The following is a 17,005-nucleotide window of genomic DNA, read 5'->3' as shown; positions in this document are numbered from 1 at the left end:
GCCTGAGCAGGCCCCACAGGCCACCGAGATCGACACCGCCAACGCCGAGCCTCTGAAGCCGCAAACCGCCCCTACCCGCAGCATCCGCCCACGCAAGATGCCCAAGCGCCCCGAGCCTCAGGTGGCCGAAACGCGGCAGCCCAAGCCGCAACCGCAGCGCACCACGCAGGCAAAACCCGCCGAACGCTCCTCGCACGCCCGCGCCGGGGCGACCTCCGCCGGGGCGGGTGGCTCTTCGCAGGCCGGGATCGCCACCCGCAGCGGGGCGCGCGCCCTTACGGCCAGCCAGAAGCAGAGCCTGATGAACAAGTGGAAGGCACAGGTCTATTCACACATCGCAAGGCGCACCCGCTCTCCCGGCGGGCGCGGGACGGTGGTACTGCGCGTGACCGTCACCACCTCGGGTCAGGTGACCGGGCTTGCGATGGTCCGCTCATCCGGCAACAAGCGGCTCGATCAGGCCGCCGTGCGCATCGTGCGCGGGGCCGGGCGCATGCCGCGCGCGCCCAAGCAGCTCGGCGCCACCACCGTGGGCTTCAACGTGCCCTTCGACTTTGAATAAAGCCTCTGGCCCTCAGATCCGGAAGTAACGCTGCAACAAGCGCGGGATCATCGCGTTGAAGCGCAGCGGCGCGTCGGTGGCGGCAAGGCAGATGCAATCGGGGCCTGCCTCGGCCATCGGCGTGTGCTCCAGATCATCCGTGACCACCTGCACGTCGCCCCGGGCATAGCGCCCGGTGTGGTCGCTGAAACTGCCCTGCAACACCAACGTCATCTCCAGCCCATTGTGGCCGTGGTCGGGCACCGCCTTACCGCCCGGGATGCGCAAGAGCCGGGCAGAGCCTTCGGGCCGGTCCACCAGGATCTGCTGGCGGATGCCCGCCCCGAGGCTGCGCCAGGCCGGGCCATCCCCGCCCAGCTCGGCGGCGACGGCAGCGGGGAAGATGCCTCGGGGCTGCGGCTCGGGCGCAGGCGCTGGGGCGGTGTCGAGCAAGGCGAGCGTGCGGTCGCGCAGGCCCGCGTCCGGCGCCTCGGCGTCAAGCGCCTCAAGCGCGGCCCCGCCCAGCGCATCGCAGGCCTCGGCCACGGCACGGCACTGATCGCAGAGCGAAAGATGGGTGGCGACGACAACGGAAAACCCATGCGGCAGCGCACCGCTGGCGTAGGCTTCGATGATATCCTCGGGGATATGATGAGACACGGGCGACATGGTTATCTTAGTCCTTTGAGTTCATGACGCAGACGTTCGAGGGCCAGCCGGATGCGCGATTTTATCGTGCCCATCGGCAGGCCCGTGCTCTGTCGGATTTCGGTATGGGTGAGGTCGGAGAGGTAGGCGCGTTCTATCACCTCACGCTGCTCCGGCTTCAGGTTCTGCAAGGCCTCCCTCAGTTGGGCGGCCTCCTGGTCGAGGGCGAGGGCCGCCTGCGCATCGGCTTCGGTCTCCTCACTCTCCATCTTGAGCGCCTCCGGCACCGGGCGGCGCTCACGGCGGATGATGTCGATCTGGCGGTTCCGGGCGATCCGGTAGATCCAGGCCGATGCCTGGGCACGGGCAGGATCGTAGAGATGGGCTTTCTGCCACGCGGTCAGCAGCACGTCCTGCACCACGTCATCCGCCACCGCCCGCGACATGCCCGAGCGCAGCATCATCGCCGTCAGCCGGGGCGCGAAATGGTCGAACAATTGCGCGAAGGCGCCCCTGTCACGCTGGTCGCGCACGGCCAGCAGCCATTCTGTGGGGGGTGAAAGGGGCGCGGCGGGGCGCTCCGCGTCTTCGGTCTGGCCGTCTGAGACCATACGCTCGTTCTTTCCCCGCTCGCGCAACACGGCCCCCGCCGGAGGGGCGGGGCAGGCCCGGGCGCGGGCGGCTTGGAGTGTGTTTGTCTGGTCCAGCATATGGGTCTTTACGGGCGGACCCAAGGATCGGATCAAACTTTGAACCGAAATGCGCTCTGATGCGTAGAGCCTTGCAGAACGGTCGAAAATTTCGGCCCGTGGCAGAGTAGCAAGGAACCGCCCATGTCATTCGACGCGCAAAACGCAGGTCGCCGCATCGCCATTGTCGGCGGAGGCATCGCCGGCATGGCCTCGGCCCTGCTCGCCGCCCCCGGCAACCGCGTGGTCCTGATGGAGGCGGCCCCGCGCCTCGGCGGCCATGCCCGCACGGTGACGGCGGGCAAGCGCGGCACCCAGCCGGTCGACACGGGCTTCATCGTGTTCAACTACGCCAATTACCCGCACCTCACGCGGCTCTTTGCCAATCTCGACGTGCCGGTCATCAAAAGTGACATGAGCTTTGGCGTCAGCCTTGATGGTGGCCGGGTGGAATATGCGCTGCGCAACCTGCGCGGCCTCTTCGCCCAGAAGGCCAACCTCGCCCGCCCCGCCTTCCTCGGCATGCTGCGCGACATCGCCCGCTTCAATGCGAAGGCCGAGGAGGCCGCCGGGAGTGACGACATGACGGTAGAGGAGCTGACCCGTAAGCTGGGCCTCGGCGAGGCCTTCCGCCGCGATTACCTGCTGCCCATCTGCGGGGCGATCTGGTCGACCCCATCGGGCGAGGTGGGGGCCTTCCCGGCCAAGAGCCTGCTGCGGTTCTTCCGCAACCACGCCCTTCTGTCGCCCGGCGCGCAGCACCAGTGGTGGACGGTTGAGGGCGGCAGCGTGGAATACGTCCGTCGGCTGGAGGCGCATCTGCGCGCCCAGGGTGTCGAAATTCGCACCAGCTGCCCGGTGGAGGGCATCACCCGCAATGCAGGCGGCGTGAGCCTGCGCGCTGAGGGCGGCGAGGTGGAGCAGTTCGACGAGGTGATCCTCGCCTGCCATTCCGACCAGTCGCTCAAGATTCTTGCCGATGCCTCCCCCGAGGAGCGTGCCGACCTCGGCGCCGTTGCCTACCGGCCCAACCGCGCCATCCTGCACGCCGACCCGGGCCAGATGCCCCGCCGCAAAGAGTGCTGGAGCTCATGGGTCTACCGGGCCGAGCAGGTGGGCGCGGAGCGCGAAGTTGGTGTAACATATTGGATGAACCGGCTTCAGAACATCCCCGAGGATGACCCGCTCTTTGTCACGCTCAACCCACAAACCCCGGTGCGCGAAGAGCTGATTTACGACGAGGTGACCTTCGATCACCCGGTGTTCGACCGGGGTGCGCTGGCCGCCCAGAAGCGGATCGCGGCACGTAACGGCACCAACAACACATGGTTCGCCGGGGCCTGGCTGCGCTTCGGCTTCCATGAAGACGGCTTCGCCAGCGCCGTGCGCGTCGCCCGTGCCCGCGCGGAAGCGGGCCGCGCATGAGCTTTGCGCCCGAGATCCTGCGGGCCGAAACCGCCCACGCAAGGCGTGGCGGCACGGCGCATGCCTTCCGGCATTCGGTCGATTACGTGATGATCGACCCGGAAAGCCGGGCGCGCACTCCAATGCTGTTCTCCCGCAATCGCCTGAACCTCACCTCGGTGCACGATCGCACCCATGGCGGCCCACGCGGGCAAGGGCGCGGTGCGCTGTGGGCGCGGGAGGTGCTCGCTCAGGCGGGTGCCCCCGAGGGGCTGGCGCTGCGCCTGCTCGCCCAACCGCGTTTCTTTGGCTACTGGTTCAACCCCGTCAGCTTCTGGCTGGCGCTCGACGGCGACGCGCTGGTAGCGGTGATCGCCGAGGTCTCCAACACCTTCGGCGAGCGCCACAGCTACCTCTGCGCCCACCCCGGCTTCACCCGCATCGGGCCGCAAGACAGGCTGACGGCCGCGAAGATCTTCCATGTCTCGCCGTTTCAGGACGTGTCGGGCGGCTACGAGTTTACCTTTGACATGCGCGACGATCACATCGCCATCCGTATCCTCTTGCGGGATGGCGAAAAGGGCCTCGTGGCCACCCTCGCCGGCCCCCGCGCGCCGCTCACCAACCGCGCCATAATCGCCAGCGCCCTGCGCCGCCCACTCGGGCCGCTGCGGGTGCTGGCGCTGATCTACTGGCATGCCTTCCGCCTCAAGGCCAAGGGCATCGCCTATCGTTCCAAACCCCTTCCGCCTGACCACGAGGTTTCCCGATGAATGCCCCCGCCACCTTTCCGCTCGAGGCCCCGGCCCGCCTGCCCCAATCGCCGGTCACCCGCCGGCTGCGGCACGCCTTCCTCGAGGCCTGCGAGCAGCTGCGCGAGGGCCGTTTGCGGCTGGTCACGCCCGAGGGCCACCGGCATGACTTCGGAAGCACCGGCCCCGAGGCGGAGCTGCACCTGCACGACTGGCGCGTGGCCTCCGCCATCGCGGCGCGGGGTGATATCGGCTTTGGCGAGGCCTATGTGGCGGGCCAGTGGGACAGCCCCTCGGTCGAGGATGTCTCCCGCCTTGCGCTCACCAACATCTCGGCACTCGGCAACGTGGCCCGCCCCCGGGCCCTGCAACGGATGAAGATGGCGTTGATCGACAGGGTGCTGCGGGCCAACTCCCGCAAGGGGGCCGCGCGCAACATTCGCGCCCATTACGACGTGGGCAACGAGTTCTACCAGCTCTGGCTCGACCCCTCGATGACCTACTCTTCCGGCCTCTACGCCCCGGGCGACGATCTGGAGGCCGCGCAGGCCCGCAAGTATGATCGCATCCTTGACCGGGTGTCGGGGGAGCGTCTGCTGGAAGTGGGCTGCGGCTGGGGCGGCTTTGCCGAGCGTGCCGCCGACGCGGGCCGCCACGTGACCGGCCTCACCATTTCGCCCAGCCAGAAGGGCTACGCAGATGCGCGCCTCGATGGGCGCGCCGAGATCCGGCTGCAAGACTACCGCGACGTTCAGGGCAGCTATGACGGCATCGTCTCGATCGAGATGGTCGAGGCCGTGGGCGAGCGCTACTGGCCCACCTACTTCTCCGCCCTCAAGGCCCGGCTGGCCGAGGGCGGGCGGGCGATGCTTCAGGCCATCACCGTGCCTGACGACAACTTCGCCGACTACCGCCGCCGCTCCGATTTCATCCGGCATTACACCTTTCCAGGTGGCATGCTGCTCTCTGACGCCGTGATCGCCGGCGAAGCCCGCAAGGCCGGGCTGGAGGTGAAAGAGAGCTTTGCCTTCGGCAAGCACTACGCCCGCACCTGCCGCGACTGGGACGCCCGCCTCGCCGCCGCCGCGCCCCGCATCCGGGCGCAGGGCCAGAGTGAAACCTTCCTGCGCACCTGGCGCTACTACCTCGGCATCTGTGCCGCCGCCTTCGAGACGGGCCGCGCGGACGTGGTGCAGGTGGAACTGGCCCACGGGTAACCCGTCATGATGCTCGCTCTCACCCTCTTCCTTGCGCTTTGCCTCGGCCTCGTCGCCTATCGCGCACGCGCCCTCAGCTTCATGGCTCAGCGCCCCGCCGCCTATGCCCAAACCGCGCCCGCCTTCGACCCGCGCCGCGTGCTCTCCGGCCCGATGGCCTCGGAAGGCGTGATCTACGGGCCCACCGGCAAAGTCGCCTCCCGCTTCGTGGCGCGGATGGAGGGCCGTTGGGAGGGCGAGCGCGGCGTGCTCGCCGAAGAATTCACCTATGACAGCGGGCGGCAGCAGAGTCGGCGCTGGGATCTGGTGGTGCACAACGATGGCCGGGTGACGGCCACCGCACCCGACATCATCGGCACCGCCGAGGGGGATTTGAGTGGCGCCACCCTGCGCCTGCGCTACCGGCTGAAGCTGCCCGAGGAGGCAGGCGGCCACGCGCTGGACGTCACCGACTGGCTTTACCTCATGCCCAACGGCACGGTGATGAACCGCTCGCAGATGCGCCGCTTCGGCGTGACGCTGGCCGAGCTGGTGGCCACCATGCGACCCGAGCAGGGCACGGGGGCGGCCCATGTCTGACTCCACGTCTGACCTTGGCAAGTGGTGGGTCGTCGGCGCAAGCGAAGGGCTGGGCCGCGCGGTGGCCGAAAAGCTGCACGCCGCCGGTGCCGAGCTGGTGCTCTCGGCCCGCAGCGAAGACAGGCTGCGCGATCTGGCCGACACGCTCGACGGGGCCGAGGTGATCACGGTGGACGTCACCGATGACACCTCGGTGCAAGCCGCCGCCGAGACCGCCGGGTCGGTGGACGGGCTGCTTTACTGCGTCGGCGCCTATGAGCCGATGAAGGCCACCGAGTGGAAAACCGACGCCGTGCTCACCATGGCCGAAACCAACTTCCTCGGCTCGATCCGGGTGCTCGGCGCGGTGCTGCCCGGCTTTGTGGCGCGCGACGCGGGCCGGGTGGTGCTGGTGGGCTCGCTCTCGGGCTTTCGCGGCCTGCCCGGCGCCATCGGCTACGGTGCCAGCAAGGCCGGGCTGATGCACCTGGCCGAAAACCTGCTGGCCGACCTGCATGGCACGGGCGTGACGGTGCAAAGGGTGAACCCCGGCTTCATCGACACTCGTCTGACCCGCAAGAACGACTTCAAGATGCCGCAGCTGATGCAGCCCGAGGCGGCGGCGGAAAAGGTGATGGAAGCGATCCGCTCGGGCCGCTTCTCCACCAGCTTCCCCTCCCCGTTTTCCTGGCTTTTCACCGCCGGGCGCTACCTGCCGCTGTCGTGGTTTCAGCGCGTTTTCCGGCGTGGCTGACGCCAGCTAGAGAATATCGGCGGATTTGAGATCATCCGCCGCAAAGTCGATGAGCGCGCGGGTCTTGCGGGGGAGCGCCCGGCCTTCGAGGTAGACGGCACTCACCGGCCCCGCCTCCGCCGTGATGCCGGGAAAGAGCGGCACAAGCCACCCGGCCTCCACCGCCCCGCAGAGCGCGAAGCGGGGCACATTGGCAAGGCCCACGCCAGCGGTGGCGAGCTCGACCGCCGCGCTCGCGGAGTTGACCGAGAAGCGCCCCTCGACAGAAACCGCCACCTCCTCGCCCCCCTGCCGAAACACCCAGCGGCGCGGGGTGCGACGGTTGGTATCGACGATGCAGGCATGGTTCGCCAGGTCTTGAGGCCGAGCAGGCGTGCCATGGCGATCGAGGTAGGCCGGGCTGGCGACGACAAGGCTGCGGGAGGTGCCCAGTTTGCGGGTCTTCAGCGAAAGCATGTCGGACTGCCCGATGCGGAACGCCAGGTCGATGCCTTCGCGGGCAAGGTCGGCAAAGCTGTCGGTCAGCCGCAGGTCGATGGTGAGGCCCGGGTTGGCCTCGGTGAAGCGGCCCAGCATCGCGGCCACCCAGATTTCGCCAAATGTGACCGGCGCCGAGATCCGCAGCGTGCCGGTAAAGCCGCGCGACCCCTCGGCAAGGTCGGAGAGCACGTCATCCAGCTCATCGAGCAGGGCGGGCGCGCGGGCCAGCAGCTCTTCGCCCGCAGGCGTCAGCCCCACCCGGCGCGTCGTGCGCTGAAACAGCCGCACCCCCAGGCGCGCCTCCAGTTCGGCCACGTATTTCGAGGTCAGCCGGTTGGAAATGCCGAGCATTTCCGCCCCGCCGGTGAAGCTTCCCGCCTGCGCGGTGGCGGTGAAGGCGCGGAGCTGGTCGAGGGTATCCATTGTCTATTCCGAACAAAACGGAGGCAGTCATTCCATAACATCGCCATTTTGTTCGCAGCGAGCAAGCCGTATCTCTCTCACAGCAACCCGATACCCTGCCCCCGCTAAAGGACCAAGACCATGACCCGCATCACCGCCTCTGACGCCGCCGCCGCCCTTCTCCGGGTCTCCAGCGGCGTGCTCTTCCTCGCCCACGGGCTGCTCAAGCTGACAGTCTTCACCATCCCCGGAACCGTCGGCTACTTCGAAAGCCTCGGCCTGCCCGGTGCTTTCGCCTATCTCACCATCTTCGCCGAAGTGGTGGGTGGCGTCGCGCTGATCCTCGGGGTCGCCACCCGCCTCACCGCCCTCGCACTGATCCCGGTGCTGCTGGGCGCCACCTGGGTTCATTCCGGCAACGGCTGGGTTTTCTCGGGTGAGGGCGGCGGCTGGGAATTCACCGCCTTCTGGACCATCGTGCAAGTGGCAATCGCCCTGCTCGGCGCCGGAGCCCTCGCCCTGCGCATCCCCGCGCTCACCCGAACCCTCGGCCAGTTTGCCTGACCTTTCCGGGCCGCTTCCCCGGGCGGCCCGGCCCCACAGCAAGGAGAGACGCCATGAGCTTTGTCACCGACCTTGAACGGCTGAAGGACAGCCTCACCCGGACAGACCGGATGCCCGTCGTCTTCCTCGGCCACGGCAGCCCGATGAACGCGCTGGAAGATACCGACTACAGCCGTGCCTGGAGTGAACTGGGCCGCACCCTGCCCCGGCCCAGGGCCATTCTCGTCGTTTCGGCCCATTGGATGAGCAAGGGCACCACGCTGGTGAACGTCCGGCCCGAGCCGGAGACGATCCACGACTTCTATGGCTTCCCCGAGCCGCTCTATGACATCCAGTATCCCGCCCCCGGTGCGCCCGAACTGGGCCGCGAGGTGGCGAGCCTGCTGGCCAGCCATCACGGCGAAAGCGATGAGAGCTGGGGCCTCGACCACGGCGCCTGGGCAGTGCTGAAGTTTCTCTACCCCGGTGCCGATGTGCCCGTGTTCCAGGTGTCCGTCGATATGACCGCGCCGCTCTCGGACCAGCTGAAGATCGGCAGGCTGCTGTCGCAGCTACGCGACAGGGGCGTGCTGATCCTCGGATCGGGAAACGTGGTGCACAACCTGCGCGCCATGCGCCCCGGCGGGGCCCCGCTGGACTTTGCCGAGGCCTTCGACACCCTCTTTGCCGACCGGCTGGAGCAGCGCGACATGGCGGCGCTGGCCGACCGTGAGCAGCTGGGCAGCTTGCTGCGCATGGCCCACCCCAGCCACGACCATTACCTGCCCGCGCTCACCGTGGCGGGCGCGGCAGACGACAAGGACGCGCTGACCTTCATGACCGACGCGATCGACCTTGGCTCGGTCTCCATGCGCTCCTTCATCTTTCACGCTGCCTGAGGAGAAACACGATGCTTGTTAACGGAACATGGCAGCAAAACTGGCAGCCGGTGCAGAAGGCCGACAAGGACGGGCGCTTTCAGCGTCAGGTCTCCAGCTTTCGCAACTGGATCACCCCCGATGGCAGCCCCGGCCCCACCGGCGAGGGCGGCTTCGCCGCCGAGGCGGGGCGCTACCGGCTCTACGTGGCCTTCATCTGCCCCTGGGCCTCGCGCACCCTGATGGCGCGCAAGCTGAAGGGGCTGGATGCTCTGGTGCCGGTCACCGTCGTCAACCCCACGCTCACCGATCAGGGCTGGCGCTTTGGCGGCTATCCCAAGGCCGAGGAAGACCCGCTGTTCGGCGCCACCTACATGCACGAGCTCTACACTCGCGCCGACCCGTCCTTCACCGGGCGCGCGACGGTGCCGGTGCTCTGGGACATGAAGCAGGGCGTGATGGTGAACAACGAGAGCGCCGACATTCTGCGCATGTTCGATACCGCCTTCGAGCAACTTGCGCCTTCGCAGCTCAGGCTCTGCCCCGAGGACCAGCGTGCGGAGATCGACGCGCTGGGGGCGGAGATTTACGAGAGCTTCAACAACGGCGTTTACAAGGCCGGCTTCGCCACCACCCAGAAGGCCCATGACGAGGCGGTGGAAGGTGTCTTCGCGACGCTGGAAATGCTGGAAGCCCGGCTCGAGGGCCGCAGCTTCCTGATGGGCGATGCCCTGACCGAGGCCGACATTCGTGCCTTCGTCACCCTCATTCGCTTCGATGCAGCCTATCACGGCATCTTCAAGTGCAACCGCCGCCAGGTGGCAGACTACCCGCGCCTCTCGGCCTATATGGCGCGCATCTATCGCCTGCCTGGCATCTCCGAGACCGTGGAGATGGATCACATCACGCGCGGCTATTACTCGATCAAGGCCCTCAACCCCAATGGCATCCGGCCCACCGGCCCGGCGCATATCGAGGCTTTGCTGGCCTCGGCGTGACGCTCAGGCAGCAGGAAGGGCGCGGCCCGCGGCGTCGAACAGGTGCAGCTGCGAGGTATCAAACCTCAGCGGCACCGCATCGCCCGGCGCCACGGTACTGCGCCCGCCATCCTGCGCGATGATCTCGGCGCCGCCGGGCAGCACGGCATAGATCAGCGTGCGGTCGCCGAGGTGCTCAACCACCCGCGCCTCACCAGTCACCACGGCCTCATCGGGGCCCACCACCTGCACCGCTTCTGGGCGGATGCCCAGCTCGGCCGCGCCCTCGGGCGCCACAGTCAGCGGCACGCGCGCACCGTCAGCCAGTACCGCAGCACTGCCCTCGATCTGCACGGGCAGGAAGTTCATCGCCGGGCTCCCGATGAAGCCCGCGACAAAGCGGGTGGCCGGTGCTGTATACACCTCCATCGGCGTGCCGATCTGCTCGATCCGGCAATCGTTCAGCACCACGATCCTGTCGGCCATGGTCATCGCCTCGGTCTGGTCGTGGGTGACGTAGATCATGGTGGATTGCATCCGCTGGTGCAGCTCGGCCAGCTCCACCCGCGTGCGCACCCGAAGCGCGGCGTCGAGGTTGGACAGCGGCTCGTCGAAAAGGAAGGCGGCGGGCTCCTTCACGATGGCGCGGCCAATGGCCACCCGCTGGCGCTGGCCGCCCGAAAGCTGCGCAGGCCGCCGATCCAGCAGCGCATCCATCTCAAGGATGCGCGCGGCCTCCTCCACCCGGCGGGTGATTTCATCGGGCGCCATGCGGATGTTGCGCAGCCCGAAGGCCATGTTCTCGCGCACGCTCATATGCGGATAGAGCGCGTAATTCTGGAACACCATCGCCACATTGCGCTGCCCGGGCGCCAGATTCTGGCTTTCGCGCCCGCCAATCTCCAGCCGCCCGCTGTCGATGGTTTCCAGACCCGCGATCATGCGTAGCAGGGTAGATTTGCCCGAGCCGGAGGGGCCGAGGAACACCACGAACTCCCCCGCCGCGACGGTGAGCGATATGTCGTCGATCACCTTCACGGCGCCGAAGCTCTTGGAAACAGTGTCGAGGGTGATCTCTGCCATTGCCTTATCCCTTGATCCCCGCCGAAAGCGTGATCGCCTGTGTCACCCGCCGCTGAAACAGCAGATAGGCCAGCGCCACCGGGAAGCCCGCCAGCACCGCCGCCGAAAGCTGGCGCGCATAGTAGACGCCAAAGGCATCCCAAACCTGCGTGATCCCCACGGTGATCGTCATCATCTCGGTCTTGGTCACGGCGAGGAACGGCCAGAGAAAGGCGTTCCACGCCCAGATGAAGGTGACGATGGAGAGCGCGGTGGTGACGCCCCAGTTCATCGGCACATAGACCTTGAAGAGGATGCGCCACTCGCTGGCATTGTCCATCACCGCCGCCTCGCGAAAGTCGCGGGGCACCTGGTCGAAGAACTGCTTGTAGACGATGATGATCACCGGGTGGATCAGCTGCGGCAGGATGATGCCTGCCCATGAGTTAAGCAGCCCCATGTTGGCCATCAGCACGAAGTGATTGATGATGAGCACCTGCGTCGGCACCATGAAGCTGGCAAGGATCAGCCACCACAGCGCGGTGCGGCCCGGAAAGCGCAACTGGCTGATCGCGTAGCCCGCGAACATCGAGGTGGTCACGGTGATGAACGTCACACCCAGCGCGGTAACGATGGAGTTGAGATACCAGCTGCCGATCTGGGTTTCGGTCAGGGCGAACCAGTAGTGATCGAAGGTCAGCGTTTCGGGCCAGAGCTCGATCACCGGGCGCACCACCTCGTCCTCCGGCTTCAGCGAGGAGATGATGCCCCAATAGATCGGAAAGGCCCAGATCACGGCACAGATGACGGTGACAAGCGTAATCGCCCCGCCCGCGAGGTTGAAGCGCCGCGCCGTCTGCGCTGTCATCGGCCCGCTCATTGCCGCCGCTCCGCAAAGCGCATGAGCTGGAAGTTCAGCACCGAGACGATGATGACGACGAAGAAGAGCACCACCGCAATCGCCGCCGCCCGCCCGCCGTGGTCGTTCACGAAGGCGCGCTGGAAGATGTAGTAGACCATCACCAGGTTGTCGTTGGGCCGCCCACCCTGGCTGAACAGGTAAACCTGGTCGAAGATCTTCAGTTGCAGGATGAGCTGGATCGTCAGCACCAGTGCCGTGACGGGCCAGAGCAGCGGCCATGTGATCCGCCTGAAGGTGCGCCAGCGTGAGGTATTGTCGAGCGCGGCGGCCTCGTAGATCTCCTGCGGAATAGCGCGCAGCCCGGCGAGAAACAGCAGGATCGAGAAGCCGCAGGTCCACCAGATCGTCACGAAGGCCACGGCGGGCATGAACCACGCCGTGACCTTGAAGATCGGCACCCGGTCGATGCCTACCCAGTCAAACAGGTGCATCGCGATCCCGAACTGGAAGTTCAGTGTCCAGTCCCAAAGGCGGAACACCACCGAAACGGGCAGAATATAGGGCAGGAAGAACAGCGCCAGCACAAGCGCCTGCAAGCGCCCCGAAAGGCGGCTGACCCCCAGCGCGATGCCCAGTGCCACCAGCGTGCCCGGCAACACCGAGAGCGCCACGAAATAGGCTGTATTCCACGCCGCCGTGCCAAAGCGCCTGTCGCGCCCCAGCCGCGTGTAATTGTCGGAGCCCACCCAATCGCCCGAGCCGATGAGCGGCGCATCCTGAAACGACAGGATGAACATGTCGATCGTCGGGTAGATGAAGATCAGCCCATAAATCGCCACGAAAGGCGCGATCAGCGCATAGGCGATCAGGCTCTCTTTTCGGCTGTTGCGGATCACCGCGTTACTCCCCCCGGGCGGCTGCGGGCGAGGGGCCACTCCCCGCCCGCGCCACCGCCTTACATGTCGTTCAGCTCGTAGGTGATTTCTTCCACCGCCTCCGAGGGCTCCATCTCGCCGTTCAGCGTGGGCACGAAGTAGGTGGACATCACGTCAAAGATCGGCCCGGCCACACCGGCAAGCGGCGTCTTCGGGTCGTAGATCATGTTGGCTGTGAGCGGCGAATAGGTCGCGTTGGGCTCCATCTGCTTATATTCGTCGGTCTCCGTCACGGGCTGATAGGCCGGAATGTGCCCGGCCGTGGCCCAGAACAGCGAACCCTTCAGGATCGAGCCGATCACCTCCAGCACCGCCGCCCGCTTGGCCGGGTCTTCGGCGCTGCCGGCGGGGATGGCGAACACGTGGCTGTCGGAATAGGTCGCCGGGTGGTCGAAGATCACCGGCAGCTCCACCGCGCCCCACTCGAACAGCTTTCCCTCGGCGTGCAGGTCGGTCATCGTGGGCACTTCCCAGACACCGTTGATCATCATCGCCGCCTCGCCCGAGGTAAACAGCGCTACCGTGGCCGGGTAATCGGTGTAGGTGCTTTGCAGGCCCTCGTTCGTCCACTCCTGCAACACGGCCAACGCGTTTTCCAGCTTGGCGGCATTGTCACCGACGAGAAACTCGCCATCGGTCATCAACTCGCCGTCCTGCTGGCCCATCAGCGAATAGATCGTGCGGAACATGAAGTTGCCGTCGGCGGTGACCGAGCCGAGCGGAAACTTCACCCCCGCCTCCTTCAACTTGGTCAGCGTCTCGGTAAAGCCCTCGCGGCTGTCCATGCCCATCGGGCGGCCATCTTCGGTGAGCAGCCCGGCCTCGCCCAGAACGTCCTTGTTGTAGTAGAGCACGATGGGGTGGGTATCGAGCGGCACGCCGTAGGTCTTGCCATCGGAGCCTTGAACGCTCTCCCAGATCGACGGGGCAAAATCGCCCTCCGACAGGCCCATGGCCTCCCAATCCTCGGCGGTGATCTCGCTCAGCAGGCCCTGCTTGACCGCCAGCGGGATACGGCTGGCGTGATAGGTCATCACATCGGGCGCCTCGCCCACGGCCACCGAGGTTTGCACCTTGGAATAAAACGGCACGCCCCATTCCAGCGTGGTGGCATCGATGGCCACCTCGCCCGCGTGGCTCTCGTTGAACTCCGAGATCATCTGCTTCATCCGCACGCCGTCGCCGCCGGCGAGAAAATCCCACCAGACCACGGTTTCCTCGGCCTGCGCTGCCGTTGCCAGCATGGCCCCCAAGGCCAATCCTGCGACATATCTCATCTGTCTTCCTCCCTGTTGGCCGGTCCGCGCGACCGGGTTGCGTGGTGCAAAACAGCAGCCGGGCGCTGGCCCGGCTGCGGCACGTGTTACAGCCGGACCCGCACCACCGAGTAGCTCAGTGGCGGCAGGGTAAGCGTCAGCCCGCCCTCCGCGAGCGTGGCACCATCGCCCTCCTGCGGCGCCACGTTCTGCGGGTTGTCCTGCGTGTTCTTCGCCTCCAGATCGTCATGGCGGATGATCTGGTGCTCGACCGACTGCGCCGCGCCGAAGCCCTCCAGCGAAAGCGCGGTTTCAAGCGTTTCGCTGCCGTGGCGGTTGATGGCAAAGAAGGTCACGCTGCCCTCGTCGCCATCATGTACCCCGGCAATATCGAGCCAGGGCACGCCGGCGGCCACGTCGGCATCATAGGTCGGGCACTCCACATCCAGCCGCAGCGCGGTGCCGCGCCCGAGGGTGGAGGCAAACTTGAAGGGGTGGAAGATTGTCTGCCGCCAGGCCGGGCCGCCCGGGGCCGTCATGATCGGGGCGATCACGTTGACCAACTGGGCGATGCAGGCCATGCGCACCACGTCCGACCGGCGGATGAAGGTGTTGAGGATGCAGCCGACCTGCAGCACATCTTCCATGTTGTAGATGTCTTCGAGCAGCGCGGGGGCATGCGGCCAGTCCCACTCTTCCATGCGCTTGGCGTCATTCTTGCGCTCGTGATACCAGACGTTCCACTCGTCGAAGCTGATCTTCACCTCGCGGGTGGAGCGGCGCTTGGCCTTCACGTAGTCGATCACCCCCGAAACGGTGCCGATGTAGCGATCGAGCTTTTCCGAGAGCGCAAGATACTCCGCCGTGTTCTCCTCGTAATTCTCGAAATACATGTGCAGCGAGATGTAATCGACCTGGTCGTAGGTCGCCTCCAGCACCGTCGCTTCCCACTGCGGATAGCTCGGCATGTTGGAATGCGACGAGCCGCACACCACCAGCTCCAGCGACTTGTCGAAGGCGCGCAGGGCCTTGGCGGTTTCATTGGCGAGGTGGCCATATTCGGCGGCGCTCTTGTGGCCAATCTGCCATGGCCCGTCCATCTCGTTGCCCAGGCACCAGACCTTTACGCCCCACGGCTCGGCCCGCCCGTTCTGCTTGCGCAGCTCAGACCATTGCGAACCGCCCGGGTGGTTGACGTATTCAACGAAGTTGCGGGCATGGTCGAGGCCGCGCGAGCCGAGATTGATGGCCAGCATCATCTCGGTGCCCGCCTTCTCGGCCCAGTCGGCATATTCATGGATGCCCACCTGGTTGCTCTCCGAGGTGCGCCAGGCAAGGTCCAGCCGGGTGGGCCGCTGATCCTTGGGGCCGATCCCGTCTTCCCAGTCGTAGGCCGACACGAAGTTGCCACCGGGGTAGCGGCAGATCGGTGTGTCGAGTTCGCGCACCAGCTCGATCACGTCGCGGCGCATACCCTCGGAGTCAGCCTCGGGGTGATCCGGCTCGTAGATGCCGGTGTAAACCGCACGGCCCAGATGCTCCAGAAACGAGCCATAAAGCCGCGGATCAATCTCCGCGACGGCAAAACGGCTGTGCGCCGTCACCCGAGCCTCCATCGGGGCCTCCTCCCATGTGTCTTGCGTATATACCGGCCTTCCCGGTCTATACCGCTTTTCTTGATACACTAATGAGGAGAGCGCGCCGGTCAATGATTCCCTCGCCACCCGGCGGGGCGCCGCCTAGCGCAGGCGCATGACGATGTCCTGGTCGTAGTTGCCAAAGCCCCGTCCGAAGATGTTGATGCCGCCCGGATGCTCGGCATCCTCGCGCACCCCAATGCGCGCCCGGATCGAGCGGTGGCCTTCGATGTTCAGGTCCGCAAGCCGCACCTGTGACACCTGCACGCCATCCACGAAACTGCCGGTCCCGTTGATCCGCCAGGTCTTCAGCTTGCCGTATTGCGAGCCCGAAAGCTTCCACCACTCCGGCGTATAGACGCCGCGCTTGTCGCCAAAATCACCGGGCGAGGTCCATGTGGCGATGTCCACACCATTGACCTGAAGCGAAATGTCCGACGGCCAGTCCGCACTTGTCCCCGGCACCTCGGAGCTCAGCTCAAGCGAAATTTCCAGCTCGCTCGGAACCATGCTTTTCAGCTTGGAATTATTGGGGAATTGGTACTCTACATAGCCCCTGGTAAACCACAGAAGCCCCGCCTTCATCCGGTCGGGATCGAGGAAGGTTTCGGGCACGTCGAGCAGGCCGATGATGCCCTCCGGCGCGCAGAGGCCGCAGGGCGCCGTCACCTCGCACTGGGTGTAGAGGCCGATGGGCATGGCCACCTCTATCTCGTTGGCCGCCGTCTCCCGCTCCATGTCGCGGAACGCCACGAGGATCTCCGAAAACGCGCTTTCGCAGATCTTCTGACTGCCCTTCCGGGCCTTGCTACTGCGGGTCACAATCAGCCCGACATTCTCGAGAATCTGCAAATTCGACGACACGGTGGATTGCGGCAGCGCAAGCTGCTCGGCGATCTCGTTGACGTTCATCGCCCCACGGGTGCCCAGCACCTTCAGGATCTGCACCCGCACCGCGCTGGCCAGCCCCTTGATCAGCTCAAGGTCTTTCTCGGGGTCCACGACCAGAAACTTGTCTGCCACGCGCTTGCCTCTGCGGTTCGTCAGGCGTCATCCATATCAGGAAGTCGGGTATAGATCAAAACCCGAAACGCCGATACGCGGCATTTCCCGCCGATCAGCCCTCGGCGAGTGCCGCCCGCAGTGCCCCCTCGTCCAGCGACCGCCCGGCAAAATGCGCCCAGGCGTGCACGCCTTGCCAGAAGAACAGCTCGTAGCCCGAAATCACCTGAAGCCCGCCGGCACGCGCATCGGTGATGAAAGACGTATCCACGGGGGTGTAAACGGCGTCGAACGCCCACCCCGCCCCCGCGCAGGCACCCGGCGGAAAGGCATTGCCACCGATCCCGTCCATCCCCAGCGGCGTGCCATTGAGCAGCCCCTCGGCGCCGTCCACGGCACGGGCCAGCT

The 17,005-nt window shown here is 66.3% G+C and carries 18 protein-coding genes and 1 pseudogene; 9 read left to right on the top strand and 10 right to left on the bottom strand.

What is annotated here, in order from left to right; genetic code table 11:
* The coding region (locus tag DYI42_RS20095; protein WP_213548396.1) for a TonB family protein at positions 1-562 on the top strand (562 nt) is incomplete at its 5' end.
* Between the two features lie 12 nt (positions 563-574).
* Here the strand turns inward: DYI42_RS20095 and DYI42_RS20090 are convergent.
* Both DYI42_RS20090 and DYI42_RS20085 read right to left on the bottom strand, forming a co-directional pair.
* Positions 575-1,210 (bottom strand): ChrR family anti-sigma-E factor, encoded by a 636-nt coding sequence (locus tag DYI42_RS20090; protein ID WP_213548395.1) that lies wholly within the window; start codon positions 1,208-1,210, stop codon positions 575-577.
* Positions 1,211-1,212: 2 nt separating this feature from the next.
* A complete protein-coding gene (locus tag DYI42_RS20085) occupies positions 1,213-1,899 on the bottom strand; it encodes a sigma-70 family RNA polymerase sigma factor (RefSeq protein WP_213548394.1) in 687 nt (228 codons plus the stop codon).
* Between the two features lie 123 nt (positions 1,900-2,022).
* Here DYI42_RS20085 and DYI42_RS20080 point away from each other — a divergent pair, with 123 nt between their 5' ends.
* Genes DYI42_RS20080 through DYI42_RS20060 form a run of 5 tightly spaced genes read left to right on the top strand, consistent with a single transcriptional unit; the run spans position 2,023 to position 6,563 of the window.
* Entirely contained in the window at positions 2,023-3,303 is a 1,281-nt protein-coding gene (locus tag DYI42_RS20080; protein WP_213548393.1) for an NAD(P)/FAD-dependent oxidoreductase, read from the top strand.
* On the top strand, positions 3,300-4,055 hold the full coding sequence (locus DYI42_RS20075; RefSeq protein WP_213548391.1) for a DUF1365 domain-containing protein: 756 nt from the start codon (positions 3,300-3,302) through the stop codon (positions 4,053-4,055). The genes DYI42_RS20080 and DYI42_RS20075 overlap by 4 nt, the downstream gene beginning before the upstream one ends.
* The gene (locus DYI42_RS20070; RefSeq protein ID WP_213548390.1) at positions 4,052-5,251 is read left to right on the top strand and encodes an SAM-dependent methyltransferase; all 1,200 of its coding nucleotides are present in this window, start codon (positions 4,052-4,054) and stop codon (positions 5,249-5,251) included. Before DYI42_RS20075 ends, DYI42_RS20070 begins: the two co-directional genes overlap by 4 nt.
* A 9-nt stretch (positions 5,252-5,260) precedes the next feature.
* Positions 5,261-5,830 (top strand): DUF3833 domain-containing protein, encoded by a 570-nt coding sequence (locus tag DYI42_RS20065; RefSeq protein ID WP_213548398.1) that lies wholly within the window; start codon positions 5,261-5,263, stop codon positions 5,828-5,830.
* Positions 5,823-6,563 carry an SDR family NAD(P)-dependent oxidoreductase gene (locus DYI42_RS20060; RefSeq protein WP_213548389.1) on the top strand — a complete coding sequence of 247 codons (741 nt, stop codon included), beginning with the start codon at positions 5,823-5,825 and terminating at the stop codon, positions 6,561-6,563. The genes DYI42_RS20065 and DYI42_RS20060 overlap by 8 nt, the downstream gene beginning before the upstream one ends.
* 6 nt (positions 6,564-6,569) lie before the next feature.
* Here the strand turns inward: DYI42_RS20060 and DYI42_RS20055 are convergent, their stop codons facing one another.
* A complete protein-coding gene (locus tag DYI42_RS20055) occupies positions 6,570-7,466 on the bottom strand; it encodes a LysR family transcriptional regulator (protein ID WP_213548388.1) in 897 nt (298 codons plus the stop codon).
* A 120-nt stretch (positions 7,467-7,586) separates the two neighbouring features.
* On the opposite strand from DYI42_RS20055, the gene DYI42_RS20050 reads away from it, so the two are divergent.
* From DYI42_RS20050 to DYI42_RS20040, 3 genes are read left to right on the top strand one after another with little or no spacing between them, the layout of a single operon-like run.
* A complete protein-coding gene (locus tag DYI42_RS20050; protein ID WP_213548387.1) occupies positions 7,587-8,009 on the top strand; it encodes a DoxX family protein in 423 nt (140 codons plus the stop codon).
* Between the two features lie 53 nt (positions 8,010-8,062).
* Positions 8,063-8,887, top strand: coding sequence for a 4,5-DOPA dioxygenase extradiol (gene ygiD, locus DYI42_RS20045; RefSeq protein ID WP_213548386.1), 825 nt, complete (start codon positions 8,063-8,065; stop codon positions 8,885-8,887).
* 11 nt (positions 8,888-8,898) lie between these two features.
* Positions 8,899-9,864, top strand: a complete 966-nt coding sequence (locus DYI42_RS20040) for a glutathione S-transferase family protein (RefSeq protein ID WP_213548385.1) — start codon at positions 8,899-8,901, stop codon at positions 9,862-9,864.
* 3 nt (positions 9,865-9,867) lie between these two features.
* Here the strand turns inward: DYI42_RS20040 and DYI42_RS20035 are convergent, their stop codons facing one another.
* The 7 genes and pseudogenes from DYI42_RS20035 to DYI42_RS20005 form a co-directional block, all read right to left on the bottom strand.
* Positions 9,868-10,926: an ABC transporter ATP-binding protein gene (locus DYI42_RS20035; RefSeq protein WP_213548383.1), complete on the bottom strand. Its 1,059-nt coding sequence runs from the start codon at positions 10,924-10,926 to the stop codon at positions 9,868-9,870.
* Positions 10,927-10,930: 4 nt separating this feature from the next.
* Entirely contained in the window at positions 10,931-11,773 is an 843-nt protein-coding gene (locus tag DYI42_RS20030; protein ID WP_213548382.1) for a carbohydrate ABC transporter permease, read from the bottom strand.
* An 8-nt stretch (positions 11,774-11,781) separates the two neighbouring features.
* Positions 11,782-12,663: a carbohydrate ABC transporter permease gene (locus tag DYI42_RS20025; RefSeq protein ID WP_342344705.1), complete on the bottom strand. Its 882-nt coding sequence runs from the start codon at positions 12,661-12,663 to the stop codon at positions 11,782-11,784.
* Positions 12,664-12,722: 59 nt separating this feature from the next.
* A complete protein-coding gene (locus DYI42_RS20020) occupies positions 12,723-13,979 on the bottom strand; it encodes an extracellular solute-binding protein (protein ID WP_213548381.1) in 1,257 nt (418 codons plus the stop codon).
* An 86-nt stretch (positions 13,980-14,065) separates the two neighbouring features.
* Positions 14,066-15,574, bottom strand: coding sequence for an arabinosylfuranosidase ArfA (gene arfA, locus DYI42_RS20015; RefSeq protein WP_213548380.1), 1,509 nt, complete (start codon positions 15,572-15,574; stop codon positions 14,066-14,068).
* Between the two features lie 123 nt (positions 15,575-15,697).
* Positions 15,698-16,618, bottom strand: coding sequence for an ArsR/SmtB family transcription factor (locus tag DYI42_RS20010; protein WP_213548379.1), 921 nt, complete (start codon positions 16,616-16,618; stop codon positions 15,698-15,700).
* 94 nt (positions 16,619-16,712) lie between these two features.
* Positions 16,713-17,005: pseudogene (locus DYI42_RS20005) on the bottom strand (shikimate dehydrogenase); the annotation flags it as partial.

Source organism: Vannielia litorea, assembly GCF_018424695.1.
Lineage (GTDB): Bacteria > Pseudomonadota > Alphaproteobacteria > Rhodobacterales > Rhodobacteraceae > Vannielia > Vannielia litorea_A.
The sequence above is the reverse complement of the archived record's forward strand: the minus strand, read 5'-3'. Positions and strand labels throughout refer to the sequence as shown.

Excerpts from the sequence above, each read along its gene's own strand:
- DYI42_RS20075 (WP_213548391.1), top strand. The coding sequence starts at position 3,300 with ATGAGCTTTGCGCCCGAGATCCTGCGGGCCGAAACCGCCCACGCAAGG.
- arfA (WP_213548380.1), bottom strand. The coding sequence starts at position 15,574 with ATGGAGGCTCGGGTGACGGCGCACAGCCGTTTTGCCGTCGCGGAGATT.
- DYI42_RS20065 (WP_213548398.1), top strand. The coding sequence starts at position 5,261 with ATGCTCGCTCTCACCCTCTTCCTTGCGCTTTGCCTCGGCCTCGTCGCC.
- DYI42_RS20070 (WP_213548390.1), top strand. The coding sequence starts at position 4,052 with ATGAATGCCCCCGCCACCTTTCCGCTCGAGGCCCCGGCCCGCCTGCCC.
- DYI42_RS20040 (WP_213548385.1), top strand. The coding sequence starts at position 8,899 with ATGCTTGTTAACGGAACATGGCAGCAAAACTGGCAGCCGGTGCAGAAG.
- DYI42_RS20035 (WP_213548383.1), bottom strand. The coding sequence starts at position 10,926 with ATGGCAGAGATCACCCTCGACACTGTTTCCAAGAGCTTCGGCGCCGTG.
- DYI42_RS20060 (WP_213548389.1), top strand. The coding sequence starts at position 5,823 with ATGTCTGACTCCACGTCTGACCTTGGCAAGTGGTGGGTCGTCGGCGCA.
- DYI42_RS20080 (WP_213548393.1), top strand. The coding sequence starts at position 2,023 with ATGTCATTCGACGCGCAAAACGCAGGTCGCCGCATCGCCATTGTCGGC.
- DYI42_RS20050 (WP_213548387.1), top strand. The coding sequence starts at position 7,587 with ATGACCCGCATCACCGCCTCTGACGCCGCCGCCGCCCTTCTCCGGGTC.
- DYI42_RS20055 (WP_213548388.1), bottom strand. The coding sequence starts at position 7,466 with ATGGATACCCTCGACCAGCTCCGCGCCTTCACCGCCACCGCGCAGGCG.
- DYI42_RS20090 (WP_213548395.1), bottom strand. The coding sequence starts at position 1,210 with ATGTCGCCCGTGTCTCATCATATCCCCGAGGATATCATCGAAGCCTAC.
- DYI42_RS20030 (WP_213548382.1), bottom strand. The coding sequence starts at position 11,773 with ATGACAGCGCAGACGGCGCGGCGCTTCAACCTCGCGGGCGGGGCGATT.
- DYI42_RS20085 (WP_213548394.1), bottom strand. The coding sequence starts at position 1,899 with ATGCTGGACCAGACAAACACACTCCAAGCCGCCCGCGCCCGGGCCTGC.
- ygiD (WP_213548386.1), top strand. The coding sequence starts at position 8,063 with ATGAGCTTTGTCACCGACCTTGAACGGCTGAAGGACAGCCTCACCCGG.
- DYI42_RS20020 (WP_213548381.1), bottom strand. The coding sequence starts at position 13,979 with ATGAGATATGTCGCAGGATTGGCCTTGGGGGCCATGCTGGCAACGGCA.